At 75.5% G+C, this 14080-nt stretch carries 19 protein-coding genes; 10 read left to right on the top strand and 9 right to left on the bottom strand.

Features of this window, described 5'->3' with window-relative positions; translation table 11 throughout:
- Positions 1-161: 161 nt before the first annotated feature.
- Positions 162-767: a GDSL-type esterase/lipase family protein gene (locus I598_RS16820; RefSeq protein WP_068204403.1), complete on the top strand. Its 606-nt coding sequence runs from the start codon at positions 162-164 to the stop codon at positions 765-767.
- A 46-nt stretch (positions 768-813) separates the two neighbouring features.
- On the opposite strand, the gene I598_RS16815 is transcribed toward I598_RS16820, so the two are convergent.
- Positions 814-1614 carry a DUF4097 family beta strand repeat-containing protein gene (locus tag I598_RS16815; protein WP_068204400.1) on the bottom strand — a complete coding sequence of 267 codons (801 nt, stop codon included), beginning with the start codon at positions 1612-1614 and terminating at the stop codon, positions 814-816.
- A 93-nt stretch (positions 1615-1707) separates the two neighbouring features.
- Between I598_RS16815 and I598_RS18390 the strand changes: the two genes are divergently transcribed.
- Positions 1708-1782: a 50S ribosomal protein bL37 gene (locus I598_RS18390; protein WP_374108520.1), complete on the top strand. Its 75-nt coding sequence runs from the start codon at positions 1708-1710 to the stop codon at positions 1780-1782.
- 248 nt (positions 1783-2030) lie between these two features.
- Here the strand turns inward: I598_RS18390 and rsrA are convergent, their stop codons facing one another.
- Genes rsrA through I598_RS16800 form a run of 3 tightly spaced genes read right to left on the bottom strand, consistent with a single transcriptional unit; the run spans position 2031 to position 4130 of the window.
- Positions 2031-2312, bottom strand: coding sequence for a mycothiol system anti-sigma-R factor (gene rsrA / locus I598_RS16810; protein ID WP_068204397.1), 282 nt, complete (start codon positions 2310-2312; stop codon positions 2031-2033).
- Positions 2309-3133: a sigma-70 family RNA polymerase sigma factor gene (locus I598_RS16805; RefSeq protein WP_083973446.1), complete on the bottom strand. Its 825-nt coding sequence runs from the start codon at positions 3131-3133 to the stop codon at positions 2309-2311. The genes rsrA and I598_RS16805 overlap by 4 nt, the downstream gene beginning before the upstream one ends.
- A gap of 31 nt (positions 3134-3164) precedes the next feature.
- A complete protein-coding gene (locus I598_RS16800) occupies positions 3165-4130 on the bottom strand; it encodes a helix-turn-helix domain-containing protein (protein ID WP_068204391.1) in 966 nt (321 codons plus the stop codon).
- Between the two features lie 92 nt (positions 4131-4222).
- Here I598_RS16800 and I598_RS17770 point away from each other — a divergent pair, with 92 nt between their 5' ends.
- Complete coding sequence (locus tag I598_RS17770) at positions 4223-4363, top strand: hypothetical protein (protein ID WP_157557285.1); 141 nt, start codon at positions 4223-4225, stop codon at positions 4361-4363.
- Positions 4364-4368: 5 nt separating this feature from the next.
- Here I598_RS17770 and I598_RS16795 read toward each other — a convergent pair whose 3' ends face one another.
- Positions 4369-4752, bottom strand: a complete 384-nt coding sequence (locus I598_RS16795; RefSeq protein WP_157557284.1) for a hypothetical protein — start codon at positions 4750-4752, stop codon at positions 4369-4371.
- Between the two features lie 89 nt (positions 4753-4841).
- Here I598_RS16795 and I598_RS16790 point away from each other — a divergent pair, with 89 nt between their 5' ends.
- The 4 genes from I598_RS16790 to hisN all read left to right on the top strand — a co-directional run bounded on the left by I598_RS16790 (position 4842) and on the right by hisN (position 8728).
- Positions 4842-5495, top strand: a complete 654-nt coding sequence (locus I598_RS16790) for a DoxX family membrane protein (RefSeq protein ID WP_068205397.1) — start codon at positions 4842-4844, stop codon at positions 5493-5495.
- Between the two features lie 49 nt (positions 5496-5544).
- A complete protein-coding gene (gene aroA / locus I598_RS16785) occupies positions 5545-6867 on the top strand; it encodes a 3-phosphoshikimate 1-carboxyvinyltransferase (RefSeq protein WP_068204387.1) in 1323 nt (440 codons plus the stop codon).
- Positions 6867-7907 (top strand): ribosome small subunit-dependent GTPase A, encoded by a 1041-nt coding sequence (rsgA, locus tag I598_RS16780; RefSeq protein ID WP_068204382.1) that lies wholly within the window; start codon positions 6867-6869, stop codon positions 7905-7907. The genes aroA and rsgA overlap by 1 nt, the downstream gene beginning before the upstream one ends.
- 101 nt (positions 7908-8008) lie before the next feature.
- Positions 8009-8728 carry a histidinol-phosphatase gene (gene hisN, locus I598_RS16775; RefSeq protein WP_232314376.1) on the top strand — a complete coding sequence of 240 codons (720 nt, stop codon included), beginning with the start codon at positions 8009-8011 and terminating at the stop codon, positions 8726-8728.
- Between the two features lie 36 nt (positions 8729-8764).
- On the opposite strand, the gene I598_RS16770 is transcribed toward hisN, so the two are convergent.
- The 3 genes from I598_RS16770 to I598_RS16760 form a co-directional block, all read right to left on the bottom strand.
- The gene (locus tag I598_RS16770; RefSeq protein WP_068204377.1) at positions 8765-9265 is read right to left on the bottom strand and encodes a DUF6912 family protein; all 501 of its coding nucleotides are present in this window, start codon (positions 9263-9265) and stop codon (positions 8765-8767) included.
- Positions 9266-9331: 66 nt separating this feature from the next.
- The gene (locus I598_RS16765; RefSeq protein ID WP_068204375.1) at positions 9332-10621 is read right to left on the bottom strand and encodes a CpaE/TadZ family protein; all 1290 of its coding nucleotides are present in this window, start codon (positions 10619-10621) and stop codon (positions 9332-9334) included.
- Complete coding sequence (locus I598_RS16760) at positions 10621-11265, bottom strand: SAF domain-containing protein (protein WP_068204373.1); 645 nt, start codon at positions 11263-11265, stop codon at positions 10621-10623. Before I598_RS16760 ends, I598_RS16765 begins: the two co-directional genes overlap by 1 nt.
- Before the next feature lie 202 nt (positions 11266-11467).
- On the opposite strand from I598_RS16760, the gene I598_RS16755 reads away from it, so the two are divergent.
- On the top strand, positions 11468-11677 hold the full coding sequence (locus I598_RS16755; protein WP_068204370.1) for a helix-turn-helix domain-containing protein: 210 nt from the start codon (positions 11468-11470) through the stop codon (positions 11675-11677).
- Here the strand turns inward: I598_RS16755 and I598_RS16750 are convergent, their stop codons facing one another.
- Positions 11678-12220 carry a hypothetical protein gene (locus tag I598_RS16750; protein WP_068204367.1) on the bottom strand — a complete coding sequence of 181 codons (543 nt, stop codon included), beginning with the start codon at positions 12218-12220 and terminating at the stop codon, positions 11678-11680.
- 145 nt (positions 12221-12365) lie between these two features.
- On the opposite strand from I598_RS16750, the gene I598_RS16745 reads away from it, so the two are divergent.
- Complete coding sequence (locus tag I598_RS16745) at positions 12366-13478, top strand: LysM peptidoglycan-binding domain-containing protein (RefSeq protein WP_068204364.1); 1113 nt, start codon at positions 12366-12368, stop codon at positions 13476-13478.
- Between the two features lie 61 nt (positions 13479-13539).
- Complete coding sequence (locus tag I598_RS16740; protein ID WP_068205395.1) at positions 13540-14076, top strand: Rv3235 family protein; 537 nt, start codon at positions 13540-13542, stop codon at positions 14074-14076.
- The last annotated feature ends 4 nt before the right edge of the window (positions 14077-14080 follow it).

Below are 14080 nucleotides of genomic sequence, written 5' to 3'. Positions count from 1 at the left end.
TCGCGTTCACCGCGTCCTGTCCGAAACGTCACGAACTCCCCGCTCGTCCCTCCCCACGTCCCGAGGACGCGGGCGGCGACGGCGTGGGATCATGCGGTGCTGCGCCGGGTCCGGCGACAATGACGGCGCAGGAAGCAACGGGCAGGGGATGGTGACGGGTCGTGACCGACCGACAGGTGCGTATCTGCGTGGTGGGTGACGAGCTCAGCGCGGGCGTCGGCGACGCCCGCGCGCTGGGCTGGACCGGCAGGGTGCTGGCGCGCACCCGGTTCGACCGGCCCGCGATGACGTTCGTGCTGGCCGTGCCCGGGGAGGGCACGTCGGCGCTGGGTGCCCGCTGGGCGGCGGAGACCGACTCCCGGTTCGGGCCGGAGTCCACGCACGACAACCGGCTCGTCGTCGCGCTGGGCCGGCACGACCTCGACCCGGGCCTGTCCGTCGCGCGGTCCCGGCTCAACCTGGCGAACATCCTCGACATGGCCGACAGCCGTCGGTTGTCGACGTTCGTCGTCGGGCCGCCGCCCGGACACCCCGAGGACGGCGGACGCATCGCGGAGCTGTCGGCCGCCTTCGCCGACGTCGCGAGCCGGCGCCGGGTGCCGTACGTGGACACCTACACCCCGCTGGCGCAGCACGAGCAGTGGCTGGCCGACCTCGCGACCACCGGCGACACGTACCCCGGCCAGGCGGGGTACGGCCTCATGGCGTGGCTGGTGCTGCACACCGGCTGGCACGCGTGGCTCGGGGTGCCCGCCGAGGGCGAGTGACACCTCGCCCGCCCTCGGGGTGCGCCCCCGGCGGGCGGTCGGGCCGTCAGCCGCGGGAGACGACGACCCGCGCCGAGGTGACGGTCGCCGTGACGTAGGCGACGGGCCGTCCGTCGGTGGGCGGCTCGGCGTGGTCGACGGACAGCGTGTGCCCCTGGGACTCCAGGACGGCGCCGTCGAGCACCGCCTGGCCGGTCGCCCCACGGACCTTCAGGCTGACGGGCGTGCCGCCGTCGAGGCGCACGGCGACGTCGCCGGACACGGTCTTGGCGGACACGAGCGGGACCGACCCCGTGGCCGCGACCGCGATCGCGGCGGACACGCTGGCGACGTTGACGCGCCCGAGCGCGCCGCCGACCGACAGGGCCCCGGAGACGGTCTGGGCGGACACGTCGCCCGCGTGGGCCTCCACGCCGGCGTCGCCGGAGATGGTCTTGAGGTACAGCGAGCCCGAGGTCCCCACGGTGCGCACGGCGCCGGTCACGGTCTTGACGACGGTGCCGGGCGTGCCGGTGACGTCGATGTCGGCCTGCGTCGTCCCGACGTCCACCGTGACCCCGGCGGGTACCCGCAGCCGCACGACGGCGCGCTCGGAGTCGCCGAGGGAGCGCACGCGGGCGACGAAAGCCTCGACGACGGACCGTTCGTAGCCGACGCGCAGCCGGCCGCCCTCCCGGACCACCTGGAGCGGCTTGTCCCCCACCTCCAGGATCTCGAGGACGGCGGACGGACCGTCGGCGTCCGCGACCACCTCGACCCGCCCGGCCTGGAGCCGGACCGACGCCGCCGTCACCGGCCCCACGTCGATCGTCTGCGGGGCGGCGACCGCCCAGGACTCGGTGCTCATCGAAAACCTCCGTGGTGCCGCGATTCCCAGGCTGCGGTCCCGGTGTGGGACCATGGGTCGACACCCGTCCCACCTTCTCGTGAGGAGTCCGCCATGAGCAAGCGCGGCAGCAAGCGTCGTGCCCGCAAGGGCAAGGCCGCCAACCACGGCAAGCGTCCCAACGCCTGAGGCAGAGGTGAAGCAGAGGGTGAGGGCCGACGAAGGAGGCACTCGCCCGACGCGGAACCGGCAGCCTCAGGCGTTCGAAGGAACTGCCTGAGGCAGAGGTGAAGCAGAGGGTGAGGGCCGACGAAGGAGGCACTCGCCCGACGCGGAACCGGCAGCCTCAGGCGTTCGAAGGAACTGCCTGAGGCGCGGCATGAAGACGTGACGAAGGGCCGGACCCTGCGGGGTCCGGCCCTTCGTCGTCGGTGGCGTCAGTCCGCGATCGCCATGACGGTGATCTGCTGGTGGATGCGCACGAGGAGCCCTTCGGGTGCTCGTTCGGCGCAGGAGCGCTTGACGAGCTTCTTGACGAGCTCCTCGATGCTGAGCTCGGCGAGGCACGGGGAGCAGTGCGCCACGTGGGCGCGCATCCTGTGCTCGTCGGCCTCGGTCATCTCGGAGTCGAGGAACTCGTAGAGGTGCACGAGGGCGTGCTCGCACTCGCTCTCGCCCTCGGCCGGCTCGTGCGGGATGGGGGTGATCTCGCCGCTCATGACTCTCCTTGACGTGCTGCGGTGAGACCACGGTCCGCGGCGTAGTCGGCGAGCAGCTCGCGCAGCTGCCGGCGGCCACGGTGCAGCCGGGACATCACCGTCCCGATGGGTGTTCCCATGATCTCCGCGATCTCCTTGTAGGGGAAGCCTTCGACGTCGGCGTAGTACACGACCATCCGCCGGTCCTCGGGCAGCTCGGCGAGGGCCTGCTTGACGTCCGAGTCGGGCAGGCGGTCGAGCGCCTCCGCCTCGGCGGAGCGCAGGCCCTGCGAGGTGTGGGTGGCGGCGCGCGCGATCTGCCAGTCCTCGATGTCGTCGGTCTGGGACTGCTGCGGCTGCCGCTGCTTCTTGCGGTACGAGTTGATGAAGGTGTTCGTGAGGATCCGGTACAGCCAGGCCTTGAGGTTGGTGCCGGGCCGGTACTGGTGGAACGCGGCGAACGCCTTGGCGAAGGTCTCCTGGACGAGGTCCTCGGCGTCGGTGGGGTTGCGCGTCATGCGCAGCGCCGCGGAGTAGAGCTGGTCGACGTACTGCAGGGCGTCGGTCTCGAAGCGCGCGGCACGCTCGGCGCTGCTCTCCTGCTGGGGTGCGCGCTCGGTGTCCTCGCCGATCTCGGCCTCGGGGTCCTGTGCGGGGGTGCGCTCGCTGTCGTCGCTCATCACCGTCGAGCCTAGCCCTGTCGGCCAGGCGGCGCGGGCGGGGGCGGAGGGCGCCAGGGCGTCGGGGGCGAGGGCGAAGAGCGGTACCTCGGTCGGTGCGGCGGTCGGTCGCGTCGGGCAGGCTGTCACGTCTGGCGTCAACGGACGGCGGTGTCCTGTCATTCCCGGTGCCGGGCGGCGGGACGCCCGGGGGTCAGGAGGCGACGTCGGCGAAGCGGCGCCGGTACGTCGTCGGGCTGGTGCGCAGGACGCGGTGGAAGTGGTGCCGCAGGACGGCGGCGCTGCCGAACCCGACGGCGTCGGCGATCTCGTCGACGGACGCGGTGGTGCCCTCGATGAGCTCCTGGGCGCGGGCGACGCGCTGGCGGACGAGCCAGGCGGCGGGGGTGGTGCCGGTCTCGGCGCGGAAGCGGCGGGCGAAGGTGCGCTCGGAGAGCATGGCGCGGCGGGCGAGGGCGGGCACGGTGTGGGGTTCGGCGAGGTGCGCCCGCATCCAGTCGAGCAGCTCGCGCAGGGAGGTGGCGTCGTCGGGCACGGGGTCGACGACGAACTGCGCCTGCCCGCCGTCGCGCTGCGGCGGGACGACCATCCGCCGGGCGACGTTCCGGGTGATCTGCCCGCCGAGCTCGGTGCGCAGCAGGTGCAGGGCGGCGTCGATGCCGGCGGCGGTCCCGGCGCTGGTGAGGATCTTGCCGTCCTGGACGTAGAGGACGTCGGGGTCGACGTCGGCGGTGGGGACGGCGGCGGCGAGGCGTGCGGTGTACATCCAGTGGGTGGTGCAGCGGCGGCCGTCGAGCAGCCCGGCCTCCCCGAGCACGAACGCGCCGGTGCACAGCGACAGGATCCAGGCGCCGCGCTCGTGGGCGCGGCGGACGGTGTCGAGGAGGGCCGCCGGGACGGTGACGCGGTCCTCGGCGTCGAGGAGGTCGTAGGCGACGACGACGAGGACGTCGGCGTCGTCGGCGGCGTCGAGGCCGGCGTCGACCACCACGGGGAACCCGCCCTTGGTCATGACGGGGCCCGGGTCGGGGGTGCAGAGGGTGAAGTCGAAGGAGGGACCACCGGTGGCGCTGCGGTCGATCCCGAACACCTCGTAGGCGATGCCGAGCTCGAACGGAGCGACGCCGGGGACGACGACGGCGGCGACCTTGCGGATCATGGCCTCATGATGCCACGGCCTGGCAGAGAATCGACGGTCAATGTCCATCCTGCCACTCGTGGCAGGATCGCCACGGTCGAAGAATTGCTGCCATGACCGTGCTGCTGATCCTCGTGCTCCTGACCGCCCTCGCCTACGCCACCGTCCTCGTGCGCGCCGTCCGCCTTGACGGCCACGGACGACGACCCGTCCCGCGGTCCCACCGCGACTGGGACGAGCTGCCCACCACCTGAGGCCCTCACCCCAGGACGCGGACCGCCAGCACGTCGCACTGCACCGGCTGCGACTCGGCACAGGCGTCGCCGACCCACACCTCGACCGCCGCTCCCGCCACCAGGGCGTCCGTGCCCACCTCGGCGTCGTCCGCGTCGACGACGACCACGTCCCCGTCGTCGAGCGCCAGCCCTTCGTAGTAGACGTCGGAGGCGTCCACGAGTGCCGGACCACCACCGTTGACCGCCTCGTCGGCGCCGACCGTCCCGGTGAGGTCCGCGGGGCCGTCCGCGCCGCTCGGTCCCTGTGCCCCGCACGCCGACAGCATCGCCGCTACCGCCAGGGCCGCCGCTGCCGCCGTGGCCGTCCGGCCCGGCCTCCGTCCCGCCACACCCGCACGTCCGGTCATGGGGAGATCGAACCGGATCCGATCATGACTGTCGACCCGTGCGCGCTCCCGGTGGGCAACCGGGCGACGGCTCTGCCACAGTGGGGCTCATGCTGCTGCGACGACTTGCCCGCCCCCTGCTGGCCGTCCCGTTCGTGTACGACGGCCTGTCGGCCGCGCTGCGACCGACCGAGCACACCGACGCCGCCCGGCAGGGCGCCGACACGGTGACGCGCACCCTCGGCCTCGACCCGCTCGACGACACGCAGGTCTCCCTGCTGGTCCGCGCGCACGGCGCCGCCACGGTGGTCGCCGGGCTGCTGCTCGCCGTCGGGCGGGCACCCCGCACCGCCGCGCTGACGCTCGCCGCGCTCACCGCACCGCTCGCCGTCGTCAACCAGCCGTTCACGGCCAAGGGTGACGAGCGCAAGGAGAGGACGGCGAAGTTCGTCCGCAACCTGGGATCCGTGGGGGCCGCCGTCATCGCCGGCATCGACCTCGAGGGCCGTCCCGGGGTCACGTACCGGATCGGGCAGAAGCGGGCCGCGGCGAGCCGGTCGATCGAGCACGCGGCGGAGCGGACCCGGCTGCGGGCCGACGTGGCCACGTCGTCGGCGAAGCGGACCGCGAAGTCGGCGGCCAAGGATGCCAAGCACGTCGCGAAGGATGCGCGGCGTGCGGCGAAGTCCGCCGGGAAGGACGCGAAGCACGCCGTCGCGCAGGCACGGGCGTCGGCCGAGAAGGCGGCCGCGAAGCTCTCGTGACGGCGGACCGCCCCATGGTCGGCGGGGCCGGTCCACTACCCTCGGAGCCATGACGACCTCGCCTGCCCGGACCGATCTCCCGCTCTGGCCCGCCCCACTCGCGGGCGGCCCCCTGGATGCGACGGTCGAGATCCCGGGCAGCAAGTCGCTGACGAACCGGCTGCTCGTGCTGGCGGCGCTGGCCGACGGCCCCGGCGTGCTGCGGGGCGCCCTGCGCTCGCGCGACGCCGACCTCATGATCGCCGCCCTGCGCTCGCTCGGCGCGACGATCACCGAGGGCGACGCCCCCAGCACCCTGCACGTGACGCCCGGTCCGGTCACGGGCGGCGTCGAGATCGACTGCGGCCTCGCGGGCACCGTCATGCGGTTCCTGCCGCCGGTCGCCGCGCTCGCCGACGGCCCCGTCCGGTTCGACGGCGACCCGCAGGCCCGCGTGCGCCCCATGCTGCCCGTGCTGGCCGCCCTGCACGCGCTCGGGGTGACCGTGTCCAGCGACGGTCCCGAGCTGCCCGCGCACCTCCCCTTCACCGTGCACGGTCGTGGGCACGTGGCGGGTGGCGCGGTCGACGTCGACGCCTCCGGTTCGTCGCAGTTCGTCTCCGCGCTGCTCCTGGCCGCCGCCCGCTTCGACCGGCCGCTCATGCTGCGCCACATCGGCGCCACCCTGCCGAGCCTGCCGCACATCGAGATGACCGTGGCGACGCTGCGCGACGTGGGGGTGCGGGTCGACGACTCCCGCGACGGCATCTGGGAGGTCACCCCCGGTCCGATCGCCGCCCGCGACGTGCGCGTCGAGCCCGACCTGTCGAACGCCGCCCCGTTCCTCGCCGCCGCGCTCGTCTCCGGCGGCACGGTGCGGGTCGCGGGCTGGCCCGCCGAGACCACCCAGCCCGGCGCGATGGTCCCCGGTCTGCTCGAGCGCATGGGCGGCACCGTGTCGCTCGACGGCGACGTCCTGTCGGTGACGGGCACCGGCGCGGTCCACGGGATCGACGTCGACCTGCACGCCGGGGGCGAGCTCGCCCCCGCCTTCGCGGCCCTCGCCGCGCTGGCCCACTCCCCCAGCCGCCTGCGCGGCATCGCGCACCTGCGGGGCCACGAGACCGACCGGCTGGCGGCGCTCGCCACCGAGATCACGCGCCTCGGGGGGCGGTGCGAGGAGACCCGCGACGGGCTGGTCATCACCCCGCGCCCCCTGCACGGCGCGACCTTCCGCACGTACGCCGACCACCGCATGGCGCACGCCGGCGCGATCATCGGCCTGCGCGTGCCCGACGTCCAGGTGGAGGACGTCGCCACCACCGCCAAGACGCTCCCCGGCTTCGACCGCCTCTGGACGCGCATGCTCGCGACCGGCGACGAGGGGGCCTGATGGCCCGGGACCGCGACGAGCACGACCGCTTCACGCGTCCGTCGAAGCACGGCTCCCGGCCCCGCTCCAAGCAGCGCCCCGAGCACGCCGACGCCGTGGCCGCCATGGTCACGGGCGTCGACCGCGGCCGCTACACCCTCGTGGTGGACGACGGCGGCCCCGACGAGCGCGAGATCCTCGCCATGAAGGCCCGAGAGCTCGGGCGCACCCGCACCGTCGTCGGGGACCGGGTCGACGTCGTCGGCGACACGTCCGGCGACGACGGCTCGCTCGCGCGCATCGTGCGCGTCCAGGAGCGCACGTCCGTGCTGCGCCGCACCGCCGACGACACGGACCCGTACGAGCGGATCGTGGTGGCGAACGCCGACCAGCTCGTCGTGGTCACCGCCCTGGCCCAGCCCGAGCCCCGAACCGGCATGATCGACCGCTGCGTCGTCGCCGCCTACGACGCCGGGATGGACGTGCTCCTCTGCCTCACCAAGGCCGACCTCGCCTCCCCCGACGAGCTGCGCGACCTGTACGAGCCGCTCGGCGTCGAGGTGGTCGTGACCCGCCGCGACGACCCGGCCAGCGCCGAGGAGGTCCGCCGGCACCTGCAGGACCGCACCTCCGTCCTGGTGGGGCACTCCGGCGTCGGCAAGTCCACGCTCATCAACGCCCTCGTCCCGGACGCCCGGCGCGCCACCGGCGTCGTCAACGACGTCACCGGCCGCGGCCGCCACACCTCCACCTCCGCCGTCGCGCTGCGGCTGCCCCGCTCCCCCGGCGGCCACGAGCACGCGGGCTGGGTGGTCGACACCCCCGGCGTGCGGTCCTTCGGGCTCGCGCACGTCGAGACGGACCGGCTGCTGCACGCCTTCGAGGACCTCGACGAGGCCGCACAGGAGTGCCCGCGCGGCTGCACGCACGCCGCCGACGCCCCCGACTGCGCGCTCGACGACTGGGTGGCGGCCGCCGCCGACGACGAGACCCGCGCGACACGCACCGTCCGGCTGGTGTCGTTCCGACGCCTGCTGGGGTCGCGGACCGCTACCGTGTGACCGTGGCCTCCTATCCGCAGACCTCCAGCCCGCAGGGGCGCGGGCGCACGTACGAGGACGACCTGCGCCTGGCCCACGTCATCGCCGACCAGGTCGACTCCATGACGATGTCCCGGTTCCGGGCCATCGACCTGCACGTGGAGACCAAGCCCGACCAGACCCCCGTCTCGGACGCCGACCGCGGCGCGGAGGAGTTCATCCGCGCGCAGCTCGCCCGGGCCCGCACCCGCGACGCGATCGTCGGCGAGGAGTTCGGCGAGGCGGGCACCGGCACGCGGCGCTGGATCATCGACCCCATCGACGGGACGAAGAACTTCGTGCGCGGCGTGCCCGTGTGGGCCACGCTCATCGCGCTCGCCGACGGCGACGAGGTCGTCATGGGACTCGTCTCGGCGCCCGCGCTGGGGCGTCGCTGGTGGGCGGCGAAGGGCTCCGGCGCGTGGACGGGCAAGTCCATCGCGTCGGCCACCCGCATGCACGTCTCCGGCGTCGACACCCTCGGCGACGCGTCGTTCGCGTACTCCTCGCTGGACGGCTGGGAGGAGCGCGACAAGCTCAACGGGTTCCTCGACCTCACCCGCGAGTGCTGGCGCACCCGCGGCTACGGCGACTTCTGGTCGTACATGCTCGTCGCGGAGGGTGCGGCGGACATCGCCGCCGAGCCCGAGCTGGAGCTGTACGACATGGCGGCGCTCGTACCGATCGTCACCGAGGCCGGCGGCCGCTTCACGTCCCTCGACGGCGAGCACGGACCCTGGGGCGGCAACGCGCTGGCGACCAACGGTCGGCTGCACGACAAGGCGCTCGTCTACCTGGGCTGACGCCCGCCGGCCTGCGGGACCGACGACAGCGGCTGATCAGGGCCGCGGCACGGCGTGCACCTCGCTCGGGTCGAACCAGAGCAGGTCCCGGTCGGTGACCCGCTCGACGGCCTCCTCCAGCGCTGCGTCGTCGGCGGCGTCCACGGCGGCGAGGACGGCCCGGACGTCCGCCGCGGCCTCCGGCTCGTCGGCGTGCACCGCCCGGACCTGCACCGCCGGCAGGTCCCGGGTGAGCGTCACGCCCGACGAGGCGGTGCTCGCCCCGGCATCGACCACCACCGCGTCGTCGGGCACGTCGAGCGAGACGACCACGCGCAGCGGCACGCCGTCGCCGGCCGCGACGAGCGCCAGCGAGTCGTCGGCCGCCATGAGGAACGCCGCGTACTCGTGCCCCTCGGTGTCCTCGTCGGGGAGCTCCGCGACGAGCGCCGCCGTCACCGCGTGCGCAGGCCGGGGCCCCACGTCCCAGCGGGTGGCGTTCCGGGAGACGACGGCGGTGGCGAGCTCCTCGAGCGTGACCGGCACGTAGATGCGCATGGGACCAGTGTGCCCGTGCCGCGGGCGCCCGGACGCCCGACCCGCAGGCACGCCGGGCCCTGGCGGTCAGGCCGCCGGTACCCCCGCCGTCTCGCGCAGCGTCGCCGCGAGACCGGCGAAGCCCGCCCGCACCGACGACGACGGCACCTGCTCCGCGAGGGTCCGCCCCGCGAGCACGCACGCGTCGAGCGCCGCCGGGTCGTCGGGCACGGTGTGCAGCCGTTCCACCCCGGCGTACCGGGCCAGGGCCTCGGCCACCGCCCGCGCCGGGTCCGGTCCGACGGCCGAGGCCCGCACCCGGTTCGCGACGACGACCCGCTCCGGCGTCACCGGCACGGGGACGTCGCCCAGGTCCTCCAGCGCCCGCACCAGCCGCTGCACGCCGATCGGGTCGGCGGACCCCACCACCACGACGACGTCGGCGGCCTCGAGCGCGGCGAGCGTCGCGCCGTTGCGCTGCGGCGCGTGCGTGTCGTACATGAGCAGCTCGTCGGCCTCGACGAGCGGCCCGCAGTCCACGACCGTCCAGTCCGCGACCCGCCGGGCCGTGTCCAGCACGGCTTCCACCGCGCTCGCGGAGAGCTCCGGCCAGCGCGCGGCCCGGGTGATCCCGGTCAGCACCCGCAGCCGTCCCGCCACGACGGGGGCGAGCCGGGCGAGCGTGACGGCGTCGAGCTCGCCGCGCGCGGCGACCCGGGCCGCGGCCGCCAGTCCCGGCGCGTCGTCGAGGAGGCCGAGACGGGCCGCCAGGCACGCGCCGTACGTGTCGGCGTCCACCAGCAGCACCGGACCCTCGGCCGCGCCGGCGCTGCGGCCCGCCCGGCGCCGCCGCCGGGGACCGGCACCACCGAGGCCGGCGAGCTCCGCGGCCAGCTCGACCGCGGTGGTGGTGCGGCCGGGCGCACCGACAGGCCCCCACACGGCGACGACGCGGCCGCGTCGCACCGGTCCGGTCGGCGAGGTGAGCTCGGACAGGTCGTGCTCCGCGGTCGCCAGCGGGTCGCGGATGGGGGCGGTGTCCCGGACGGCGTCCAGCAGGCGCGGGTCTGCCGCACCCGCCACCACGGCCTCGACGCCCAGCGCGAGGACCCGCTCGAGCGGGCCGTCGTCCGCCAGCGCCACCACCCGCGTCCCCGCCGCGTGGAGCCGGGCGACGACGTCACGGTCCAGCCCGGGCAGCTCGGCGGAGACCACCGCGACCGTTCCGGTGCCCGCCGCGGCGGCGGCGAGCAGCTCGGCCAGGTCGCCGCACCGCCGCGTCACGGTGGTCCCGGCGCCGGGCGCTCCGAGCGCGAGGACCACGTCCGTCTCGGCGGGTCCCTGGACGGCGCACAGCACCGTGACGGTGGCCGCCATCAGCTCGCCACCGGGACCACGGCGACCGCGCCGTCCGCCCCGAGGGCCGAGAGCACTCCGGGCAGGTCGTCCTGGGGCACGAGGACGTGCAGCGTCCCCTGGTCGGACACCACGAGCCCGCTCTCGGCGACGTCCACCTGCTCCACGACGACCCCCTCGACGACGGGCACCGGGTCCGGGCCGCTCCCGGCCTCCCCGCCCGGGGACGGGACGAACCACAGGTCGACCGCCGCGCCGGCGCGGATCCGCTCGGACAGCCCCGAGGCCACCGGGACGGCGACCGAGCGCACGTCGACGGCGGCCGCGTCGCCGAGCGCAGCGACGGCGACCAGCTCGCCCTCGTCCACGACCCGCAGCGCGACCCGGCCCTCCGGGGGCCCGGCGTCAGCACGGAGGTAGACGTCCTGCTCGTCACCCAGGTTGACGTCGACGACGCGCAGGCTGTCGGGTCCGACGGGTTCGCCGGGGGTCAGAGTGGCCGCCGCCGCGTAGACGGGCACGGTGCGGTCCGCGCCGGACACCACCCACGAGCCCAGGGCGACCGAGGTCGCCACCAGGAGCAGTCCCACGACGAGTCGCGGGTCCCGCCAGGTCGGGCGGCGCAGACGGGGTGCGGAGGGCGCCGGCAGGGCTTCGTCGCTCACGGGCTGTCCTTCGGATCGGCCGGACGCCGTCGTGGGTCCGGAGGTCGGGTGGTCCGTCGGGGTGCGCGTCGCAGGCTAGCGAGGCCGTCGGAGCGCCGGGTACCGCCATCCATGATCCGGGACGGCAGCACCGCCGTGAAGTCAAACGCGACCTTCTGTGGACAACTGCCGTCAACCGGCACGGTGTGCCACCATGGTTCCCATGGGCAGCCGATTCCTCTCACTCGCCGACGTCCAGGAGATGCTGAACATCTCCGCCGCCCAGGCGTACTCGCTGGTGCGCTCGGGCGACCTGCCCGCCATCCAGGTCGGGCCGAAGAAGGTCTGGCGGGTCGAGGCGGCCAAGCTCGAGGAGTACATCGAGCGCCAGTACACGCGCACCCGGGAGCGCATCGCCTCCGGCGACCTGTGATCAGCCCTCGCTGACCCGCAGCAGCGCAGCGAACGGCACGACCCGCACCGCCCCGCGCGCACCGTCGACCGCCGTGAGGTCCAGGTGGTCCCGGCCCACCCGGTCGATCCGCCCGACGACCGTCCCGGCCGCCGTGCGCACCTGGACCCTGCGGCGGTCCCGCTGCAGCGCCCGCAGCGCCGATCCCAGCCCGAGCGCCTCGGTCCTGGTCGTGGAGGGCGTCGCCTGGGGTCGCAGCCCCGCGAACGTCGCGACCGCGGCCGTCGGGACCAGGTGCTGCACCCGCCGGGTCGCCGTCCGTGCGTCCAGCTGGAACCACTCCTGCGCGACGTGGGCGAGCCGACCCTCGACGACGTCGCCGTCGCGCAGCTCGACACGGACCGCCTGACCGACGGCCGCGCGCAGGCGGTCCGCGAGTGGCACCGACGCCTGCTCGGCCCGAGTCAGCTCGGCCACCGCCCCGTCGCGCTCGGCCGCCGCGGCGGCGTCGAGCTGCGCCTCGAGGTCCGCGAACAGCGCGGACCACCTCGATCCCGCGGTCATCCCGACCTGCCTCCTGTCGTCCGGCACGCGGCCCAGGATGCCCTCCCCCTGGACAGTCCCGCCAGACTGCGCTTTGATATCGACCATCACCGGGCATCAACTGCTATCAACAAGCACGATCATGGCTCATCCGACGGAGGCTGACATGACCGCACCGCGCAGGACCCGCACGACGAGCATCGCCGCCCTGGCAGGACTCACGCTGCTCGCCGCCGCCGCGCTCGCCCTGCTCGGGGGCCGCGCCGGCGACCTGGCAGCGTCGGTGGTCGCGGCGCCGCGCATCGTCCCGGTCGAGGTGTGGATCGAGGTCGTCGTGCTCGGCGTCGGCGTCGCGGCCGCGCTGTGGATGCTCACCGGTGCCGTCGTCGCGCTCCTGTGCGCGCTCCTCGTCCGCGGACGGCGGGCCGGAGAGCGGGTCGACGCCGCACTGGGCCGCTGGGCGCCGGTCGTCGTCCGCCGCCTCGCCCGCAGCGCCGTCGGCGTCGGCATGGGGGCGGGTCTCGCTCTTGCCCCTGTCGCCGCCACCGCCACCGAGGCGCCCCCGGTGGACGGACCCGCCGTCGTGCTCGACCTCGGCTGGCGGGCCACCGCCGCGGACGGCACGACGTCCGGCGGGGCGGAGCTCGACGGCGCGGCAGCCACGACGGACGGCGCAGCGGCCGAGCCTCGCACGGGTGCGGGCGCGGCGTCTCCCGCACCCTCCGCGACGCCTCCGACCGACACCACGGGCACGTCCGCCACGACGAGCGGCCCGCCGGCCCCGTCCGCGGTCGGGACCGCCGTCCGGACGGACGACGTCCGCGAGCCGGCGGAGCCGGCGGAGCCCACCGCGGACGGCTCGTCCGTCCCCGCACCCCAGCGTGCCGAGCCGCCGGGCGGGTCGTCGTCCGGCACCACGGCCGACACGGCCGACCGCCGCCCGGGTGCCGCCTCCGGCCCGGCAGGCGACAGCACGGCCGGCGCCGGCACGGCCGCCCACGCCGCCGGCACGGCGGACCAGGACGCCAGGGACAGCGCGCCTGCGGGCACCCGCGAGCCGGCGCGGACCGGCGACACCCATCACGACGGGCCTCCGGCCGGCGAGGTCGTCGTCGTGCGCGGGGACACGCTCTGGGACATCGCCGCCCGGCACCTGCCCGAGGACGCCACCGACGGCGACGTCCTGCGGGCGATGCTGCGCTGGCACGACGCGAACCGCGCCGTCGTCGGTGACGACCCCGACGTCGTCCTGCCCGGACAGGTCCTCCGCGCCCCGTGACCTCCCGGCCCAGGCCGACTTCCCGCTGCTCCGCACCATCGCCGCACACGAGAGGAACACCATGACCGCCGTCGCCCCACCGCACACCGCCCCCGCCCGCACGTTGCGCGTCACGGCGCCACCCGTCCGGCGCCGGCCCGCCGAACCGCCGTCGGCGCCGCGTCGTCCGGGTCCCGTCCGCCGCGTGCGCGTCGGCGCGCCGGTCGCACCGCCGGTCCCCGTGCCCGGGGCGCCGGGCGAGAGCCCCTCCGCCCCGCCCGAGCTCGGCGACCCGACGGCCCTGTGCTGCTCGATCGTGCGGGCCGCCGTCGAGGTCCTGCGCGACGAACGGCCCGCGACGCAGGTCGCCCGCTGGGTGGCCCCCGCCGTGCTCGACCACCTCGTGGAGCGTGCCCGGCTCGTCCGGGCGGCCCGCCCGGCGCGTCAGCGGCGCCGCGGCGCACCGGTCACCGTCCGCCGGGTGCGCATGCTCCGCCTCGGGGCGGGGACGGCGGAGGCGTCGGTCGTGCTGGACGACGACGGCAGGGTGCGAGCGGCCGCGGTGCGCCTGGAGGCGCACCGCGGCCAGTGGCGGGTGGTCGTGCTCGAGCTCGGCTGAGCCG

The organism is Isoptericola dokdonensis DS-3 (genome assembly GCF_001636295.1).
Lineage (GTDB): Bacteria > Actinomycetota > Actinomycetes > Actinomycetales > Cellulomonadaceae > Isoptericola > Isoptericola dokdonensis.
This window is presented reverse-complemented; position numbering and strand designations above follow the sequence as displayed.